Raw genomic sequence first — 17,056 nt, 5'->3', positions numbered from 1 at the left:
GGCGGGTGGCCGCGGCCTCGTCGAAGGACGAGCGTCGGATGTCTATCGCAGTGCGTTCGGCATCACGGGCAGGTCGGGTCACCGACCTGGGCCGGCACGCTCACCGCGTCCCAGGCGGCCTTGGTCTTGTTGAACAGGCCGCAGGTGGAGTCGAGTGCCTTGGCGGACTTCAGAGTCGCGGTGCGGTACTTCTTGTAGGTCATGCCGCTCGTCTTGAGCAGCATGCCGCCGTAGAAGATCTTGCCCGCGGTCTGGATTCCGGCGCCCGTGAGTCGCGTGTTGTTGCAGGTCGGGCTGCTGGGCTTGCCGCCACCGGGGTTCGTGCCCTCGGCGAGCAGGTAGAACCAGTGGTTCAGGGGTCCGGCCGCCGCGTGGGTCTCGGTGCCCGGGATCGACGAGCTGTAGCAGTTCGGGTTGTTGCCGACCTGCGAGGGGTTGTACATGTTGCGGATCGGGCCGTTGCCGACCAGGTTGACCGTCTCGCCGACCAGGTAGTCCGGACGGTCGTAGGGCGAGGGCTCGTTGGTGTACGCCTCGGTGAGCGCGCCGAAGATGTCGCCGGTACCTTCGCCCAGTCCGGCCTCGGCGCCGGCGCCGCCGGGGGTGAACTGGTCTATGCCGTGCCCGAATTCGTGGCCCACGACGTCCATGGACGCGATCCACTGGTTGCTCTGGTTGTGGCCGATCTGGATCTGCGAACCGGTCCAGTAGGCGTTGATCGCGGGGAGCCCGACCCGTACCGGCCAGCTTCCGCCGTTGCCGTTGTGCCCGTTGCGACCGAGCCAGTCGCGGAGCATGTTCCATTCCTTCTGCGCCGCCCACATGGCGTCGACGCAGCCGGTCTCCTTGTTGGTGGCGTTGCCGTTGCCCCAGGTGTCGGTGGCCTTGGTGAAGACGCCGCCGCTGTAGTCGGCGCAGGACAGGCCGGGCCGGGTGGTGTCGATCATCTTGTAGCTGCCGGGGCTGCCGCTGGTGTTGATCGTCAGCGGGTTGGGGCCGTTCCACTGGCTGGTGCCGGTGCCGCCCTTGACGTCGTCGTAGGAGTCGAGCACCTGCCCCGACCGGGCGTCGACGAAGACGTGCAGCCGGCTGGGCGCGGTCTCGGTGCTGCCGATCAGCACGGTCTCCCAGGCCAGGTTCGCGGAATTCTCCCGGACTCGTACGACCAGGCGCCGCGACTCGACCTTGTCGACGACCTTGAGTCGCGACCGCGAGACGTTCTCGGCCGCGCCCTTGCCGACGATCGGCTTGACGGGGACGTCGATCCGCACATCGGTGGCCGACTCGGCGGCCCGGACGGTGCCGTTGCCGTCGGCCAGCACCGCGGCGCTCGCGCCGACCACGGGCAGCCCGCGGTAGGTGCGCTCGTAGGCCACGGAGTACAGGTTGTCGACCCACGGGGTCACCTGCTGCCGCACGTAGCTCTCGTCGGGGCCCTTGGCCAGGACGTCCTGGCCGCTCGCGGCGGCCTTGTCGGCGGCGGACACCGCCGCCGCCAAGCCGGGCGCGGGCGGCGGCGTCGCCGCGTTCGACTGGGACGTACCGACCACGAGGCCGGCGAGTAAGGCCAGGACCGACCCGACCGTCACCGTGCTGCGTTTCATCGAGGCTCCTTGGATAGGGGAAAGACCTCGACCACGAGTCCGGTTCTCGTCGGCTCCGCGGGCTGAGCGGGACCGACCATCGCGTGCGCCGGGTTCGTGCCCGAGCGTACGAAACGCTCACACGCTCCCAAGTCGACCGTCAACGAATGTGTTCGACGCGGCACATTCTGTCAACAACCACCCGTGCACCCCCGTCGAGCCCGCGGGCCGCCCGCTCCTTTTCCCGACAACCGGGCGCCCAGGAAGGCGAGTTGACCCGAGTGGCGAACCGGACGCGGATCGTCGGGGGCGGCTGCCCGGTGCGCGGCGCGCATCGGCAGGGGACGCCGACCTGCCTGGCGGGGAGCCGAGCCGGTGGTCGGCGCGCGACACCCGGCGGTGCCGCGGCTCCGTCGCGGCCATGCTCGAGAACTCCTCGTTCGGGATGCGGACGGACGACTTCGCGCCGACCGTTCCGGAGCATGCTCGCCTCGGCGAGACCCGAATCGGTTCGGCCCGGGACGGCTCGGGAAGTTGTCGTTCGATGTACGCGACCGCGCTCGTGTCGAGGATCGTCCCCCACGCCGGTTGCTGCGTCCGAGGTGGTCACCCGCGAGTCGTGGATGACCGCGACCCGACCGGGTAAGGGCAAGCACCGAAGCGATCAACGCTTCCCGCGCCCCGGGAATCCGGGGCGCCTCGGCGGGCACGACACCGCACGCCGCCACCGCAGGCCCAAGGGCGGGCCGACATACGGAAGCGATTGGGAACGATCATGGTCATGCCCCCCACCGGCCGCCCCTGTCGAGCGGCCCTCGTCCTCGCCGCGCCCGCCCTGGCCTGGACGCTCGCCGGCCTACCGGGACCGGCGCTCGCCTCCCCCGCACCGACGAGCCAGGGCGGACCGACCCTGACGGCCGACCGCACCAGCGCCCTGGATCCGGCCGGCGACCACATCACCGTGATCGGTCGCGGCTTCCGACCCGGCAGCGAGGTACGCCTCAAAACGTGCGACCCCGCACAGGGGCCCGACAAGGCATGCGACTCCGATCTCGGCGAAGACCCCGTGCGGGTCGACACCGACGGCTCCTTCGGCCGAGCGCTGCGCGTACGCGCCGCGTTCGGCTCCGTCGACTGCCTGCGCACCCGCTGCGCCGTGGCCACCACCAAGGTCGGCGGCGGCGGGGACCGCAGCCAGGAGACCTACCTCTCGATCGGCTTCCGCGGCGAAGTCCCCGGACTACCCCCCACCTGGACACCGAGCCCGGCGCCCGCCCCCGGCAGCGACGGCGCCTCGGCCGCGCAGCCCGCACCGACGACCCCCTCGGCCTCCGCCGACTCGGCGATCCCCGACGCGCAGGACACGGACACCGACAAGAACCCATGGGTCCTCCCGGCCGTCATGGCCGGCGTGATCGCGGTCATCGCCGTGATCGTGGTGCTCGTGGTCCGCAACCGGCGCCAGGCCGGAACCGGCCGAGGCAGCGGAGACGAGTAGCCGGCGACGGCCGAACCTCGCCCCCGGCGAAAAGCACCACCTCGGTTCCCTGTCGCGCGCGTGGTGGAACACCGAGGAGGCGGTGGTGCCGAAGACGAGTGCCGGCGGTCACTACCCGATGCGGCGCCGGGCCTGGAGAACGACGGCCACGACCTCGTCGGACACTTCGTCGCCCACCGAGATCCGAACGTCCGTGACCGTGCCGGGCCCGGGAGCCGTGAGTTCGGTCGAGACGTAGTCGTTCTCCAGGACCGCCAGCAGCTCACCGTCGCGGACGGTCCGCCCGCGCTTCACCAGGCCCTCCATCACGCGCCACGGTCCGCCGAATGGCGCACCCCCTGTGGTGAGTTCCCGCGGCCCCAGCTCGAGCCAGACCGGCGGTGCCAGTGGTCCACCGATGCGTCGCTCGACGCGATCCAGCGCCTCCGCGGCGCGTCTTGCCGTGTGACCATCGTCGGCGCTCAGCCTGCGCAGCAGGGGTTCGATTGCGCGGACGTCCCCCAGCCGCCCGAGTACGTCGAAGGCTTCGGACCGCGTCGGTTCGCTCGCGTCGTCCAGGCAGTCGACAACGGCCTCCGTGTGCTCGGCGGTGCCGTGCACGGCCAGACCGCACAGGGCTGACCAGCGGACTCCGCTACCGGGACGCAGCCCGCGTTCGAGAATCGGCACCGCGCGCGAATCCTCGACACACCTGAGCATCCGCATGACCGCCGGTTCGAGTGTGCGGTCGTGCGCCACCGCATCGAACAGGGCCTCGGGAAACGCACGGGCCAGGAGCCCCTGCAACCGGTCGAGGTGCTCGAACTCCTCCCGGCCGCTGCGTTCCCCCGCTGCCCCCGACGCGTTCCAGCCCGGGTCGACCCGGCCCGCCAGTGCGTCGATCAGACGGCGCAGACTCACCGGTCCCGCGGCCACCAGCCTGTCGCCGGCCCTGTTGTCGCCACGCAGGAATGACACGATGAGTTCGTCGATCCCCTCCGGTACCACGTACATCGGCAATCAACCACGCTTTCGGCCGGCAAGGGGTCGGTGCGGACAGGGGATCGGTGCCGGCAAGGGCACCACGCGGGGTGCACGAACCGGCCCCGCCCAGTGTCCCTTCGAGCGGTGACCCGCGGAAGTCGGGTCAGCCGCAGACCGCCTTGTCCAGGAGGGCTTCGACGGCGTCGTGCCCTCTGCTACGGCGGCGTGGTTCGGTCGGTGCTCCATACCATCCTCGACGACGTGATGGGCCGACCCGATTCGTCGGGCCGGCCCATCACGGACGGGGGTTCGGTATGCGGCTGAGCGCTGTTCGCGGGTGTGTGCGTCATGTCCCGGACGCCGGGCACGGGGTCGGACGGTTCGTCGGACGTTCCGCGCGGTGGGCAGCACCCCGGGCGGGGGCTGTTCACCGGATCGGCGCAGCGGTGGTGAGAGCGGCGTCGCACAACGCGCCGCGTCCGGCCGGGTCCGGCCGTCCGGCCGGTGATCCTCTTGGCGGATCACCGGCCGAACGACCGGTCGCTGCGGATCAGATCAGACGCAGGTACAGGGCGACGCTGCTACCCGGCGCGTTCCAGGCGAACGTCTTCTTGGTGTTCTTGGGGCAGGCGTTGGCGCTGTTGACTGCCACCGAGCCGACGCTGCCGTAGACCTCGGCGCACTTTCCGTCGGCCTTGGTGTCCTTCACGTAGCCGTCGACGTAGACCCGGCCACCCGAGCACCAAACGGTCCAGTGGGCTTCGGCGCCGTTGATGGACACGTTCCTCGTCTCCGGGCAATTGCCCAGGACGCTCACCTGCCCGGACGGTGCGGCGGGCGCCGCCGAGGCGACGGCCGTCCCGGAGCATGCCGCGAAGGCTGCCACCGCGACGAGCCCCGTGGCTATGCGTCGTTTCATGGTTTTCTCTCCCCTGTGTAGTCGGTTGTGCAATGGCAGGACGACGCTATCCACGGGGCCGGCAGAGCACGTCAAACGTGGGGTGGATCCGCCCCCACCACGGTCGTTCTACACGCGCGCCTCGGCATACCACCGTCGTGCCGGCCGACGAGAATCCGGATGCCGCGCCAACGGCGACGCAACCGGCGCCGGAAATCGCTCCATACGCCGGGAGCCTGGCCCTGACCGAGCGCACCGTCTCGCGGGATTCATCAAATGACGCACTCGAGCCCGGGTGTCCCCGATACTTCACCAGGTGATGCCGACCCGTGCGCGGGGGCCCGACCCGGCCGGCTACCCTCGTTCCGTCCTCGATCTCGTGGTGTGACAGGTGGAGGACGCGGTATGTCGAAGCGGACGGGAGACGCGGGCGTGGAGCCACTCATAGCCGCAGTACGGAGTGGGGACGCAAAGCTGACAGCCGCGTTGTTGGACGCGGGAGCCGATCCCGATTCCGTCGACGAGCACGGCACTCCCGCGTTGTGTCTGGCGGTGGACGCTTTCGACCTTCCGGTCGTCGACGTCCTGCTCGCGTGGGCCCGGCTGGACGACGCCGCGCCCGACGGCCGCACTCCGCTGTTGCGCGCGATCGGCCGAGGCGCCTGCGAGATCACGGACAGACTCGTCGGGCACGGGGCCAAGTTGTGGCTCGCGGACGCCGAAGGACGTGACGCCTTGGCGACGGCCCGGTACTGGCACGAGGCGGACGTCGAGACGGAGTTGCGCCGTGGAAGCGGTTCCGGTCGGGTCGAGCGCGGAAGCGTCCGACGGTCGGAGTCCGGGACCGTCTGCGAGGAACTGTCGTCGGGTGGTCTGACGATCAGGAACGGACACACCGCCATCCTCACCGCGCTCGAGCCGCGCTACGGCATCCGCCCGCCGTTCGACGAGTTGTTGTCGCGCGCCCTGGCCGAACCCGATGTCGACCACGAGGTGTGGTGGGCGACGACGTACGCGCTCGAGCAGCGTCATGACACCGGCGTGTGGGATGCCGCCGCCGCCCTGTGCGACCGGTCGGACCCGTTGGAGCGGTACTTCGGCGCGGAAGTACTCCGCCTGATGAACCTCTTCGACGAGCGTGCCGACGCACCGTACGACCGGCCGCTCGTCGACCTGTTCCTGCGCCGGGTGGCCTGCGAACCCGATCCTCGGGTGACCCGGGTGCTCACCGCCGGGCTCGTCGACGCCATGGATCCACGCGCCGGCCAAGCGCTTCCCTCGCTCACTCGCCACCTCGACGCCAAGGTTCGGGAGCAGGCGGTCGGCGGACTGCGTTCCGAGATCGAGACGGCAAGCCCCGAGGCCCTGGTCGCCGCGACGGAGCGCATCGGGGACGCGAACGCGGCGGTTCGCCGAGCGGCCTGCTGTGCCCTCGCCTCCGCCCCACCGGACACCGCCGACGTCTCGGACCTGCTCGCCGGCTGCCTCGTCGACCCGGACCGGGACGTACGCGTGGAGGCGGCGGCACGGCTCGCCCTGCGAGACGACCCCCGCGGCGACGAGATCCTGCGCGGCCTCGACCCCACCGACGAGGACTCCCCGTACCACTGGCTGCTCGACGACGTGTACCGACACCGCGCTCGCGCCGCCGAACACCCACAACACACCCCGGCCATCGCACCATCGAAGTCCCGAAGCGCCGACGCTCGGCCTCGCCACGTCGAGTGCTCGTCCGCTACCTGAAGCCCAGTCGCATCCGTGGTGACCGGGCGCCCGGGTCGGCCCATCGGATTCTCACCCGACACACGAAGCCCCGGACGGGCCGTCAAACCGCCCCGGCACGGCAGCGCTTCCCCCGCGCGGTGGCCGCCCGGGCGGTCGCCCCGTCCGGCTCGGCGCACAGCCGTTCGGCAGGTTGCCGTCCCGGACGCGGTTTTCGATACGGCGACGATATGCCCGGGCTCGTAGCCTCGGCGTATGCGTGTGTTGATCGTCGAGGACGACCCCCGTATGGCCGAGGCCATCTGCGATGGCCTGCGCCCGGAAGCCATCGCGGCGGACATCGCGGTCGACGGCGGCACCGCGCCGGAGCTGCCGAGCATCGATACGTACGACGTCGCCGTCCTCGATCGGGACGTTCCCGGGGCCGGCGTCGAAGAGGTCGCCGACGCGGTACACGTCACCGTCTCGGCCCTGCGCAGGCATCTCGGTGAGCCCTGGATGAGCGCCACCGTGCCGGGCGTCGACCACCGCATCGACACGGCACCCCGCACCGGACGCGCGGAACGTGGCCGTGGATAGGCGGCAGCCCGGTGTGAGCGTTCGCGTCAAACTCACCCTCAGCTACGCCGGATTCCTCATGCTGGCCGGCGCCCTGCTGATGGCGGCGGTGTGGGTGTTCCTCCTGAGTTACGTCCCCGACCGCGCGATGCTCATCAACCCCGATGACAGGCCCCAGGGTGGCGTCTTCCCCATCCGGTCCGCCCTTTTGGACGTTTTCGCTCCGAGGGCGGCCGCGGTACTGGCGTTCCTGCTGGTGTTCGGTCTCGTGGGCGGGTGGATCCTCGCCGGCCGCATGCTCGCTCCGCTGACCCGCATCACGGACGCCACCCGGATGGCCACCAACGGATCGCTCTCGCACCGCATCCGGCTGCCGGGACGCGGGGACGAGTTCCGCGAACTCGCCGATGCCTTCGACACCATGCTGGAGCGGCTCGAAGCACACGTCGCCGAGCAGCAGCGGTTCGCCGCCAACGCCTCGCACGAACTGCGCACGCCGCTGGCGACCACGCAGGCCCTTCTCGACGTGGCCCGCAACGATCCGCATCGTGACATCGACGCGTTCGTCGAGCGCCTCCGCGTCGTCAACGCCCGGGCGATCGACCTCACCGAGGCGCTGCTCGTGCTCAGCCGCGCCGACAAGCAGGCCTTCACCCGGGAGCCCGTCGACCTGTCCCTGCTCACGGAAGAGGCCGTCGAGACGCTGCTCCCGCTCGCCGAGAAGCGCGAGGTCACCATCGACACCTCCGGCGACATCGCCACGGCTTCCGGCTCGCCGGCGCTGCTGCTGCAGATGACGACGAACCTGGTGCACAACGCCATCGTGCACAACCTGCCCGAACGGGGCGCCGTGTGGGTCCGCACCGGCGTCCGGTCCGGGAGCGCGGTACTCACCGTCGAGAACAGCGGCGAAGAGCTCTCCCCGCAGTCGGTCCCGACCCTCACCGAACCGTTCCAGCGCGGCACCGAGCGCATCCACAACGACCACGCCGGGGTCGGCCTCGGCCTGGCCATCGTCCAGCGGATCGTCCACGTACACGACGGATCCCTCACCCTCGTCCCGCGCACCGACGGCGGCCTGCGTATCACCGTTCGACTGCCCGCCCCGGCACCGCATTCAGCCAAACAGTTCAGGAACTCGATCAGTGAGTGAAGCAAGAGAAGACGTCGCGGGCGCGCCGTCGGCCGCGCCGCCGCGGACCGAAGCGGAGGCGCGCGCCGAGACGGCCGCAACCACCCGACCCGCCGAAACCGCCGACAAGCGCTCGGTCGTCCACCGGGCGATCGGCGGCCTGTCCCGACCGGGGCCGTGGAAACGCGCCCGGGTGCTCACGGCGACGGCGTTGCTCCTCGGCCTGCTCCTGCTCCTGCACGCGTGGATACCGAACCGGATCTGGAACATCGGCAGCCTGGTGGAGGCCTTCCTGCCGTGGTTCGGAGTGTTCATCCCGGTGCTCCTCGCCGGGGCCCTGTGGCGCCGCTCCGCCGTCGCGGTGGTCGCTCTGCTGCTGCCGGTCGTGACGTGGGTGAGCCTCTTCGGCGGCTTGCTCACCGACAAGTCGCACCCGGGCGGCGACCTCACCGTGATCAGCCACAACGTCGACGCCGACAACCCCGACCCCACCGGCACCGCCCGCGATCTGGCCGCCTCCGGTGCGATCCTGCTGGCCCTCGAGGAGATCGACACGCAGGCCAAGCCGGTGTACGAGAAGGAGCTGGCGCAGGCATACCCGTACCACTCGGTGCAGGGCACCGTCGGACTGTGGAGCACGTTGCCACTGTCGGACATCCGGCCGGTCGACATCGCGCAGGACGTCGGGCCGCTGGGCGACTCCAAGCCGGCCGCCGACAAGTGGGCCGACAACCGGGCGCTGCGCGCCACGGTGGCCACCGACCACGGGCCGCTGGCCGTGTACGTCGCCCATCTGGGCTCGGTACGCGTGAATCCCAGGGGAGGCTTCGGGACGGGGACCCGGAACAGGAACGCCGAGGCGCTCGCCAAGGCCGTCGCCGCCGAGCAGAACGAGCGGATGGTGCTGCTCGGCGACATGAACGGCACCACGGACGACCGTGCGCTCGACGGCATCACCTCGCAGCTGCACTCGGCCCAGGACGCGGCCGGCAACGGCTTCGGCTTCAGCTGGCCGGCGACGTTCCCGATGGTACGGATCGACCAGATCCTCACCCGGGGCGTGAAGCCGCAGAGCGCGTGGGTGCTGCCGGCCACCGGAAGCGACCACCGCCCGGTGGCAGCCCGCCTCGACTGGTGACCGCACCCCGGCACGAACCGTGCCGGACCCGATCGGCAAACGGCGAACCGCCGCCGGCCGCCTCGTCGTCGGCACGGATGCTCCGCATCCAGCCGCCCCGCCAGGATCGAGCACCGCGGGTGCATCCGCCGGTCCTGGCGTCCCGCAAGCGGTGCGGTGGACACTCGTGCCCACGGTGTGCCGCCGTCGTGGGTGTGGATGTAGGTGTGGATGTAGGTGTCGCTGTTGGAGCGCCCGTCAGCGCTTCGGGCCGACCACCGGTGCCCATTCCCGGATGCCTGTGATCGTCACACCCGGCGTGCGGTAGTACGGATCGGCGTCCAGGATGTCCTCCAGTTCCGGGCGCTCCAGATCGAATACCAGCAGCGCGCCCGAGTCGTCCGCCCAGGGACCCGCCGCGAGCAGGCGTCCCTCCTCGTGCAGCCGGGCGAGGAACGACCGGTGTGCAGCACGCGCGGCGAACCGTTCGGGGGAAGCGGTGAAGGCCAGTTCGAGGATCATCATGCGGGCGACGGTACGGTCTGCCGATGGGAAGTTCAGTATCGGCCGATACATCGGCGCCATGGCGGGCCATGGCCGCCGTGCCCCTGTTCGCCACACTGCCCGAGGATCGGCTGCGCGCGCTGTGGTTCGTCTCGCTCCCGCGGCGCCACCGCGCGGGAGAGGTGATCCGCAATGCCGGCGATCCGGCCGAGCACCTCCTTGTGCTGCTGCGCGGCCGGGTGTCCGCCGCCACCACCACGGCCGGCGGCCGGGCCGTCCGCTTCGGCGACTGGACGGGTCCGTGCGCGCTGGACAAGGTCGCCGTGATCGACGGTGGCGGGCACACGGCCACCCTCACCGCGGTCACCCACTGCTCCGTGCGCAGCCTGCCTCGAACCCGATTCGAGGAACTGGTCGACGACGTGCCGGCGGTGCGTCGGCACGTATTGCGCCTGCTCGCCGAGCATGCCCGACATCAACAGGAGCGGTTCGCCGACGCCGCCACCCTGCCGGTCGAAGCGAGGCTGGCGACCTGGCTGTTGACGCAAGCGGCGGCTTCCGCCCGAGCCCGGGTCGAACTTCCGGGCACCCAACAGGACTTGGCCGACGTGCTCGGGACGACCCGAGTGACGGTCAACCGATTGCTCGCCCGGTTGAGCCACGACGGTTTGATCGAGGTCACCCGCCGCGGTGTCGCCGTGCTCGCACCGGAACTCCTCGCTCTGCGCGCGACCGCCCCCGGCCCCGGGCCACTCGCGCATTCGCGTGGACGAGGGAAGATCTCGACGACCTGATCCCCGACGAGCGGGCCCAGGTCTTGCCGGCACGGCCGTTGCGCCGGCCCAAGGGCGGCGGGAGCACTCCCCGCCGCACTCCCCGCCGCGACGGCAAGGATGGCGACTGTCCGCAGTAGGCACCGCCGAAGCGCAGCGTTACGTGTCGTGATCCGTGGAGTCGGAAGGACGCCAATTCGCGGTCGTCGGCTTCCTGCGACGCCGACACGTTGCCGAGGTGCGCGATCGACCATTCCTCCAGCGCCCGCAGCGGCTCGCGCAGGGTGCGGCCCGCCCCGGTGAGCGTGTCCGGTGGATCCGGCCTCGGCCGCTGGGACCACGGTTGCCGGCCCGCAGGACAGACCGGATCGATGGAGACGGACAGCCGGTGACCGAGGTGGGCCGGGTGCTCCGTCCGGGCGAATTCGGCTGCCTTGGCGGGGCGTCGCGGTGAGCGGCGGCATGTCGTCCGTAGGGTCGAACGCATGGCCGAAGCACTGCCCGAGCGCCTGCGCCCCCTGCTCGACCACCAACTCGCGTTCGAGTTGGCCCACCTGGAATGTCTGCGGGTCGCGGACACCGACGACGCCCAGGCGCTCGACCGGGCCAGAGCCGCGCGGATGAACGCCATGCGGGCGCTGATCGCCGCCCGCGAGGACGCCGGCGCCACGAGCGCCGAGGACCGTGACGCCCTCAAGAAGGCCGCCCTGGCCGCCCTCACCGGTCAACCGACCGACCCGCCCGGGTAGTCCGTTCCGCCGCCGGCGGGATCGGGCCGGCCGACGCACACTCGAATGATGGAGATCACCTCGGCGCACGGCCACGTCACCGTTCCCGGCCGCGGGGACATCGAGATCACGGCCGACCTGTACGACTGGCCCATCGACGGCGACACCCTCCCCCGCACCTGGACCGGGATCATCGACGGCGGGCCCGTCCTGGCGACGGGCACCGAGGGCGTCCTGCACCTCGACACCGAACCCACCGCGCTCGGCCACCGATTCGTCGTCGTCGCGAGCGCGGGCCACGTCTCCCGGATCAGCGGACACCGGACCTGACCCGGCTCCTCCCACGTCGCCCGGGACTGCTACGACGGACCCGCGATCGCCGCCGCCGCCGGCACGAGCATCCCCGTCGAGGCCCTGCGCCCGGAGACCGCCGGAATACGGCACGAACGGGTGTGGGCCGACGGCCCCACCGTCGACATGAACCGCTTCACCGAAGCTGCGGTCCGCCTCCTGCGCCGGGGCCTGTCGCGGGTCGGGAGTCGAGCACTGTGTGGATTCGTTCCGCGGTTCCGCGTGGGCGAAAGACGTATCCGTTGTGGCCGCCGGGAAATGTCTCCAGGCGTGTGCCCAGTGCACCGGCGAGCATCGCGGCGCACGTGTGTGGCCAGACGTGGCCCGAGTTCTCACCGGCGGCGGGCACGACACGGGCGGGTGAGCCCTTGAGCGCGGCCACGTCGAGGACGTGCGCCCTGATCGCCGGCATGTCGTGCGTGAGCAGGACTTCCGCGTTCCGCAGGTGGTCGGGCCCCGGAGCGCGTGTCGGGACGTCCGGCTCGCAGTCGCTCGGGTCGATGTCGATGTCGGCCGCGAACCTGCGCATCGCCGGAGCCGCTCCCTCCGCCCTGAAGGTCTCCTCGATGGTGCGCAGTTGCCCGAGGGCGAGGGTGCGCCCGGGTTCCGGCAGCAGGTGCGTGACGGGCGGTTCGTGCGCGACGACCGCCGCGACCTGATCGGGGTGCCTGACGGTCAACTCCAGCGAGATCAGGGCGCCGATGCTGGTGCCGTAGACGAGTGCGGGTTCCGGAGTGAAGGCGGAGAGCAGGCGGGAGACGTCGTCGGCGTGCGTGGCGAGCGTCGTCGCGGGGGCCTCGGTGGTGCTCCCCGACAGGCCGCGCCGGTCGTAGGTGAGGACGGTGTACCGCTCGGCGAGGTGGCCCGCGAGCGGTTCGTTCGCGTCGACACCGTGGTGGCCCCCGGCGACGAGCAGGAGCAGGGGACCCTCGCCGCGGACGGCGTAGCGCAGTCGTGCGCCCGGAACTTCCAGTACGGATTCCCTCATGATGCGACCACCGATCTTCTCGCCGAACAGGCCCTGGAGGGCCATGTACCGATCGTGCCGCCACCGCCGGCACCCGCAGAAGCGGAGCGTTTCCCCTAGGATCGGCGGTCCCGGGATGCGCTTTCACGACACCGATATCCTGGGAAGGACATGACACTCAATCGTCCCGACCTCGCCGATTTCCTGCGCCGATCCCGGGAGCGGCTGACGCCACGCGACGTCGGGCTCGTCGAAGGGCCGAGGCGGCGGACCCCGGGCCTGCGTCGCGAGGAGGTCGCGATGCTCGCCGGCGTGTCGGCCGACTACTGCATGCGGCTCGAACAGGCCCGCGGCCCCCAGCCCTCGGTCCAGGTGCTCGCCGCGCTGGCGGGCGCGCTGCGGCTGACCGAGGACGAGCGGGACCACCTGTACCTGCTCGCCGGACACCGCCCGCCGGAGGGCGCGCGGGCCGGGGAGTACCTGCGGCCGGCCCTGCGGTACCTCCTCGACCGCCTGGACGGCGTGCCCGTGCAGGTGGTGAGCGATCTGGGCGACCTGCTGGCGCAGAACGACCTGGCGCTCGCGCTGTTCGGGTGCGTGTGCACGGTCGCCGAGGAGGACCGCAACATCGTGCTGGGCTGGTTCACCGACCCCGCCGTCCGCGCTCACTTCGCGGTCGAGGAACACGAGGGGCAGGCCCGGCAGTTGGTCGCCGACCTGCGGGCCGCGACGACCCGTCGCGGCGACGACGCGGCGTCCCGCTCGCTTGTGACGCGACTCCGGGCCGCGAGCCCGGAATTCACGGCGCTGTGGGACCGGCACGAGGTCGCCGTGCGCAGGTCGCACCCGTACCGGCTCGTGCATCCCGACCTGGGCAGGATCGACCTGGACTGCGAGGTGCTGGCGACGCCGGCGGCGGACCAGCGGCTGCGGATCTTCACCCCTCCGCCCGGTGGTACCACGGTGCTGGACGAGTTGCGCGTGCTCGGCCCGCAGCACCGGCACGACCGCCACGCGCCGGGCGCGACCGCACCATAGGCGCCGGGAACGCTGTGCGCTCTCGCGCGCCCCTCCCTCGGCCGCGCGCCCCTCCCTCGGCCGAACCCACGGAGTGTTCCGCCAAACCGAGACGTCCCCAAGCCCGCCCACCCCCCGCTCCGACCACCACCCCCGAAATCTCCGCCTCCGCGGATGGCATCCCCCCGCCGGTCAGCCTCGGCGTAGTTCGCTCACCGTCGTGGTGACCTCGTCCAGCACCGCCGGGATCGGCTCGACACCGAGACCGGGACCCGTCGCTACCGCGAGGTGCCCGTCCCGCAGGACGAAAGGCTCGGTGATGTCGGTGGCGAAGTATCGATCCGAGGCCGAAATGTCCCCCGGCAACGTGAAGTTCGGCAACGCGGCCAGCGCCGCGTTCCCGGCCCGGCCCAGCCCGGTTTCGAGCATTCCACCGCACCACACCGGAACGCCGGAGGCAGCGCAGACGTCGTGGATCCGACGGGCCTCCCGCAGCGCCGATGCCAGGGGCGACGCGGCACTCGTCTCGTATTGGCTGGAACGATTCGACGGCGCCGATCTCGATCTGGAATTGCCCACCGACCGGCCTCGCCCGGCCACCCCCTCGTACGCCGCCGCCCGGATCAGCCGTCCGCTGGATCCCGACCTGTCGGACCGACTGCGTTCCTATGCCGGCGACCGGCGGGCAAGCCTGTTCATGGTGGTCCCGGCCGGACTCCAGGTCGTCCTGCACCGGTACACCGGGCGCACCGACGTCACCGTGCTCTCACCGGTTGCCAAGACCGAGAACGTCGACTGCACCGAACTCGTGCCCGCGGTACTGCGCGCGCTCCTCGACCACACCCGGAGCAGCGGATCGGACCTGTCGTTCGTCCGTCTGCTGATCGGCGGCGGCGAGAAGTGGCACGTCAGGGAATACAAGCTGGCGCAACGCCTGGTCGGCCCGAACAACCGCGTCGTCAATTCGTACGGTGTCACCGAGGCCACCGTCGACAACGTGCTCTTCGAAGGTTCGGTCGAACATCTCGCCGACGACGCGCCGTTGCCGATCGGACGGCCCTTCCCGAACAACCGGGTCTACGTCCTCGACGCGCACCGCCGGCCGGTTCCCGCAGGCGTGGTCGGCGAGCTGTATCCGGGCGGGCTCGGCGTCGCATCCGGCTATCACGACCGGCCCGAGCTGACCGCCGAGCGGTTCGTGTGCGATCCGTTCGTCACCGCACCCGGCGCCCGGATGTACCGCACCGGCGACTCGGCCCGGTTCCACCTCGACGGCACCGTCGACTTCCTCGGCAGGCTCGACGACCAGGTCGAGATCAACGGGTACCGGATCGAACTCGGCGAGGTCGAGGCCCGTCTCGCCGTGTTGGAGCGGGTGGCGGCGTGCGCCGTGGCCGCGCACGGGTCGCCCGGCGGCATCAGCCGGCTCATCGGCTACGTGGTGACCCGCGACGGGGCGGATGCCGACGAGGCCGCCTACCGCGAGATGCTCGCCGCGGGTCTGCCCGCGCACATGGTTCCCACCCGTATCCTCACGCTGCCCGCGCTCCCGTTGACGCCGAACGGAAAACTGGACCGGCGCGCGCTGCCCGCCCCGGCCGGAACCGGGCCGGCATCCGCCACGACACCGGCTCGGACCGACGCCGAGAAGCGGATCGCGGCGATCTGGGCGGAGGTGCTCGGGATCCCCGAACCCGGCATCGACGACAACTTCTTCGCCCTCGGCGGCGACTCGTTCTCGGCGCTCGGGGTCGTCCGCCGCATCGAACCGGCCCCCAGGCTGGTCGAGTTCTACCAGTACGCCACCATCCGTCGACTGGCCGCACATCTCGACGCGCGGTCGGAGGCCGGGCCCGCCGATCAGCGGCTGCTGCAACGGCTCACCGCCGGCGACGCCGACCCGGCGACCGGCGGGCACACCGTCGTCGCGGTGCCCTACTCCGGTGGCAGCGCCGTCGCCTATCAGCCGCTCGCCGACGCGCTTCCGGCGAACTGGGCGCTGCGGGCGTTGGAGTTGCCGGGCCACGACCGGTCCAGGCCGGACGAGGACCCGGAGCCGATCGCCGTCGTCTCCGACCGCATCGTCGCCGAAATGCGAACGATCGCCGGCCCGGTCCTGCTCTACGGGCACTGTCTCGGCGTCGCGCTCACCGTGGAAGTGGCACGGCGCGCCGAGGCCGCGGGCGTGCCGCCGGCCGGGGTCGCGCTCGGGGCGGGATTCCCGACCGCCCGGCTGCCCGGACGGTTCTTCGACTGGATCCACCGGCACGTGCCGGTGGACCGCTTCACCTCCGACCGCGAATCCTGGCCTACCTCCGCGCACGCGGCGGTTTCACCGATCTGGACGACGACGAGCAGGAGGCGTTCGTACTCCGCAACGTCCGGCACGACGCCCGCGACGCCGAGGAGTACTTCACCGCCGCGTACCGGCAGACCTACGCCCCACTGAAGGTTCCGGTGCTCACGGTCGTCGGCGCCCGCGACCGGGTCACCGAGCACTATCAGGAACGCCACCAGGAATGGCGGCACTTCACCGAAGGCGCCTTGGGCCTCGTCGTGCTGCCGCGCGCGGGACACTTCTTCCTCAAGAGCCACGCCGAGCCATCGCCTGGCCCACACGTCGGGGGCTCTGGACGGCAATGTCGACGGCCCCTGCCAGGACGCGGTCATGGAGGGCCACGGACATGTCGTCCACGCTCTGCACCGAGAACTGGGCGGCGCCCCGGCCGCTCTGTGGATCCCGGTCGGCAACGGCACGACGATCGTCGCCGCCCACCGCCGAGCCCGCCTGCCGGCCTGGCCGCTGACCATCCACGCCGTCGGCTCTCCCGGCAACAACCCGATCGTGACGAGCTGGCCGGGGCCCTACCGCACGCTGCCCAGCCGGGACGTCGTCACGACGGAGCACAACGAGCCCCTGGTCAACTGGCACGCCCTGCACGGCCCCCAGGCCCTGGCCGCGGTAGCCGACTCGGGCGGCGCGGCGCACGCCGCGGACGACGACGCAGTGCTCGCCGCCCGGGCCCTGCTGGGACAGTACGGAGTTCACCCCACCGCGGCGGGCTCGGCCGCGCTCGCCGGCCTGCTGGCGCACGCCGAGACCACTGCGGTCGGCGGGAACCGGATCGTCCTGCTGACCGGCCGCTGAGCCCCCGCGGAACTCCGGAGGCCGTCGCTCACGCCGGGCAGGCGTGAGCGGCGGCCTCATCACCGGTCAGGGGTCGCCGGGGTCGCGTGGGGTCACC

The 17,056-nt window shown here is 71.4% G+C and carries 15 protein-coding genes and 2 pseudogenes; 11 read left to right on the top strand and 6 right to left on the bottom strand.

The genetic code is table 11. From position 1 onward, the window contains the following. Window positions 1-68: 68 nt before the first annotated feature. A pseudogene (locus tag ACFZBU_RS44790) lies at window positions 69-1,604 on the bottom strand (M4 family metallopeptidase); the annotation flags it as partial. Window positions 1,605-2,364: 760 nt separating this feature from the next. Between ACFZBU_RS44790 and ACFZBU_RS44785 the strand changes: the two are divergent. Beyond that, window positions 2,365-3,081, top strand: a complete 717-nt coding sequence (locus ACFZBU_RS44785) for a neocarzinostatin apoprotein domain-containing protein (RefSeq protein WP_391589579.1) — start codon at window positions 2,365-2,367, stop codon at window positions 3,079-3,081. 111 nt (window positions 3,082-3,192) lie between these two features. Here ACFZBU_RS44785 and ACFZBU_RS44780 read toward each other — a convergent pair whose 3' ends face one another. Together ACFZBU_RS44780 and ACFZBU_RS44775 are read right to left on the bottom strand one after the other, a co-directional pair. Then, a complete protein-coding gene (locus ACFZBU_RS44780) occupies window positions 3,193-4,074 on the bottom strand; it encodes a HEAT repeat domain-containing protein (RefSeq protein ID WP_391589578.1) in 882 nt (293 codons plus the stop codon). Between the two features lie 520 nt (window positions 4,075-4,594). Continuing rightward, the gene (locus tag ACFZBU_RS44775) at window positions 4,595-4,963 is read right to left on the bottom strand and encodes a hypothetical protein (protein WP_391589577.1); all 369 of its coding nucleotides are present in this window, start codon (window positions 4,961-4,963) and stop codon (window positions 4,595-4,597) included. A 384-nt stretch (window positions 4,964-5,347) separates the two neighbouring features. Here ACFZBU_RS44775 and ACFZBU_RS44770 point away from each other — a divergent pair, with 384 nt between their 5' ends. From ACFZBU_RS44770 to ACFZBU_RS44755, 4 genes are all read left to right on the top strand, one after another. After that, entirely contained in the window at window positions 5,348-6,685 is a 1,338-nt protein-coding gene (locus ACFZBU_RS44770; RefSeq protein ID WP_391589576.1) for a HEAT repeat domain-containing protein, read from the top strand. Between the two features lie 234 nt (window positions 6,686-6,919). Further along, the gene (locus ACFZBU_RS44765; RefSeq protein ID WP_391589575.1) at window positions 6,920-7,243 is read left to right on the top strand and encodes a hypothetical protein; all 324 of its coding nucleotides are present in this window, start codon (window positions 6,920-6,922) and stop codon (window positions 7,241-7,243) included. Window positions 7,244-7,256: 13 nt separating this feature from the next. Continuing rightward, a complete protein-coding gene (locus ACFZBU_RS44760) occupies window positions 7,257-8,375 on the top strand; it encodes a sensor histidine kinase (RefSeq protein WP_391589574.1) in 1,119 nt (372 codons plus the stop codon). A gap of 130 nt (window positions 8,376-8,505) precedes the next feature. Further along, window positions 8,506-9,492 carry an endonuclease/exonuclease/phosphatase family protein gene (locus ACFZBU_RS44755; RefSeq protein ID WP_391589621.1) on the top strand — a complete coding sequence of 329 codons (987 nt, stop codon included), beginning with the start codon at window positions 8,506-8,508 and terminating at the stop codon, window positions 9,490-9,492. A gap of 237 nt (window positions 9,493-9,729) precedes the next feature. Here ACFZBU_RS44755 and ACFZBU_RS44750 read toward each other — a convergent pair whose 3' ends face one another. After that, window positions 9,730-9,996, bottom strand: a complete 267-nt coding sequence (locus ACFZBU_RS44750) for a YciI family protein (protein ID WP_391589573.1) — start codon at window positions 9,994-9,996, stop codon at window positions 9,730-9,732. Between the two features lie 23 nt (window positions 9,997-10,019). On the opposite strand from ACFZBU_RS44750, the gene ACFZBU_RS44745 reads away from it, so the two are divergent. The 3 genes from ACFZBU_RS44745 to ACFZBU_RS44735 all read left to right on the top strand — a co-directional run bounded on the left by ACFZBU_RS44745 (window position 10,020) and on the right by ACFZBU_RS44735 (window position 11,806). Further along, window positions 10,020-10,769 (top strand): Crp/Fnr family transcriptional regulator, encoded by a 750-nt coding sequence (locus ACFZBU_RS44745; RefSeq protein ID WP_391589572.1) that lies wholly within the window; start codon window positions 10,020-10,022, stop codon window positions 10,767-10,769. A gap of 464 nt (window positions 10,770-11,233) precedes the next feature. Then, a complete protein-coding gene (locus tag ACFZBU_RS44740; RefSeq protein WP_391589571.1) occupies window positions 11,234-11,497 on the top strand; it encodes a hypothetical protein in 264 nt (87 codons plus the stop codon). 48 nt (window positions 11,498-11,545) lie between these two features. Then, on the top strand, window positions 11,546-11,806 hold the full coding sequence (locus ACFZBU_RS44735) for a hypothetical protein (RefSeq protein WP_391589570.1): 261 nt from the start codon (window positions 11,546-11,548) through the stop codon (window positions 11,804-11,806). A gap of 157 nt (window positions 11,807-11,963) precedes the next feature. Here the strand turns inward: ACFZBU_RS44735 and ACFZBU_RS44730 are convergent, their stop codons facing one another. Beyond that, window positions 11,964-12,860 carry an alpha/beta fold hydrolase gene (locus ACFZBU_RS44730; protein ID WP_391589569.1) on the bottom strand — a complete coding sequence of 299 codons (897 nt, stop codon included), beginning with the start codon at window positions 12,858-12,860 and terminating at the stop codon, window positions 11,964-11,966. A gap of 105 nt (window positions 12,861-12,965) precedes the next feature. Here ACFZBU_RS44730 and ACFZBU_RS44725 point away from each other — a divergent pair, with 105 nt between their 5' ends. After that, on the top strand, window positions 12,966-13,832 hold the full coding sequence (locus tag ACFZBU_RS44725; protein ID WP_391589568.1) for a helix-turn-helix transcriptional regulator: 867 nt from the start codon (window positions 12,966-12,968) through the stop codon (window positions 13,830-13,832). Window positions 13,833-14,003: 171 nt separating this feature from the next. Here ACFZBU_RS44725 and ACFZBU_RS44720 read toward each other — a convergent pair. After that, window positions 14,004-14,300: pseudogene (locus ACFZBU_RS44720) on the bottom strand (enolase C-terminal domain-like protein); the annotation flags it as partial. On the opposite strand from ACFZBU_RS44720, the gene ACFZBU_RS44715 reads away from it, so the two are divergent. Together ACFZBU_RS44715 and ACFZBU_RS44710 are read left to right on the top strand one after the other, a co-directional pair. Beyond that, entirely contained in the window at window positions 14,239-16,260 is a 2,022-nt protein-coding gene (locus ACFZBU_RS44715; RefSeq protein WP_391589620.1) for an alpha/beta fold hydrolase, read from the top strand. The pseudogene ACFZBU_RS44720 and the gene ACFZBU_RS44715 sit on opposite strands and share 62 nt — an antisense overlap. A gap of 219 nt (window positions 16,261-16,479) precedes the next feature. Further along, complete coding sequence (locus ACFZBU_RS44710; protein ID WP_391589567.1) at window positions 16,480-16,959, top strand: pyridoxal-phosphate dependent enzyme; 480 nt, start codon at window positions 16,480-16,482, stop codon at window positions 16,957-16,959. Window positions 16,960-17,056: the final 97 nt, after the last annotated feature.

The organism is Embleya sp. NPDC008237 (assembly GCF_042956465.1).
GTDB lineage: Bacteria > Actinomycetota > Actinomycetes > Streptomycetales > Streptomycetaceae > Embleya.
This window is presented reverse-complemented; position numbering and strand designations above follow the sequence as displayed.

Coding starts and splice junctions, on each gene's coding strand:
- ACFZBU_RS44750 (WP_391589573.1), bottom strand. CDS start 9,996: ATGATGATCCTCGAACTGGCCTTCACCGCTTCCCCCGAACGGTTCGCC.
- ACFZBU_RS44785 (WP_391589579.1), top strand. CDS start 2,365: ATGCCCCCCACCGGCCGCCCCTGTCGAGCGGCCCTCGTCCTCGCCGCG.
- ACFZBU_RS44745 (WP_391589572.1), top strand. CDS start 10,020: ATGGGAAGTTCAGTATCGGCCGATACATCGGCGCCATGGCGGGCCATG.
- ACFZBU_RS44770 (WP_391589576.1), top strand. CDS start 5,348: ATGTCGAAGCGGACGGGAGACGCGGGCGTGGAGCCACTCATAGCCGCA.
- ACFZBU_RS44775 (WP_391589577.1), bottom strand. CDS start 4,963: ATGAAACGACGCATAGCCACGGGGCTCGTCGCGGTGGCAGCCTTCGCG.
- ACFZBU_RS44725 (WP_391589568.1), top strand. CDS start 12,966: ATGACACTCAATCGTCCCGACCTCGCCGATTTCCTGCGCCGATCCCGG.
- ACFZBU_RS44740 (WP_391589571.1), top strand. CDS start 11,234: ATGGCCGAAGCACTGCCCGAGCGCCTGCGCCCCCTGCTCGACCACCAA.
- ACFZBU_RS44710 (WP_391589567.1), top strand. CDS start 16,480: ATGGAGGGCCACGGACATGTCGTCCACGCTCTGCACCGAGAACTGGGC.
- ACFZBU_RS44765 (WP_391589575.1), top strand. CDS start 6,920: ATGCGTGTGTTGATCGTCGAGGACGACCCCCGTATGGCCGAGGCCATC.
- ACFZBU_RS44735 (WP_391589570.1), top strand. CDS start 11,546: ATGGAGATCACCTCGGCGCACGGCCACGTCACCGTTCCCGGCCGCGGG.
- ACFZBU_RS44780 (WP_391589578.1), bottom strand. CDS start 4,074: ATGTACGTGGTACCGGAGGGGATCGACGAACTCATCGTGTCATTCCTG.
- ACFZBU_RS44730 (WP_391589569.1), bottom strand. CDS start 12,860: ATGGCCCTCCAGGGCCTGTTCGGCGAGAAGATCGGTGGTCGCATCATG.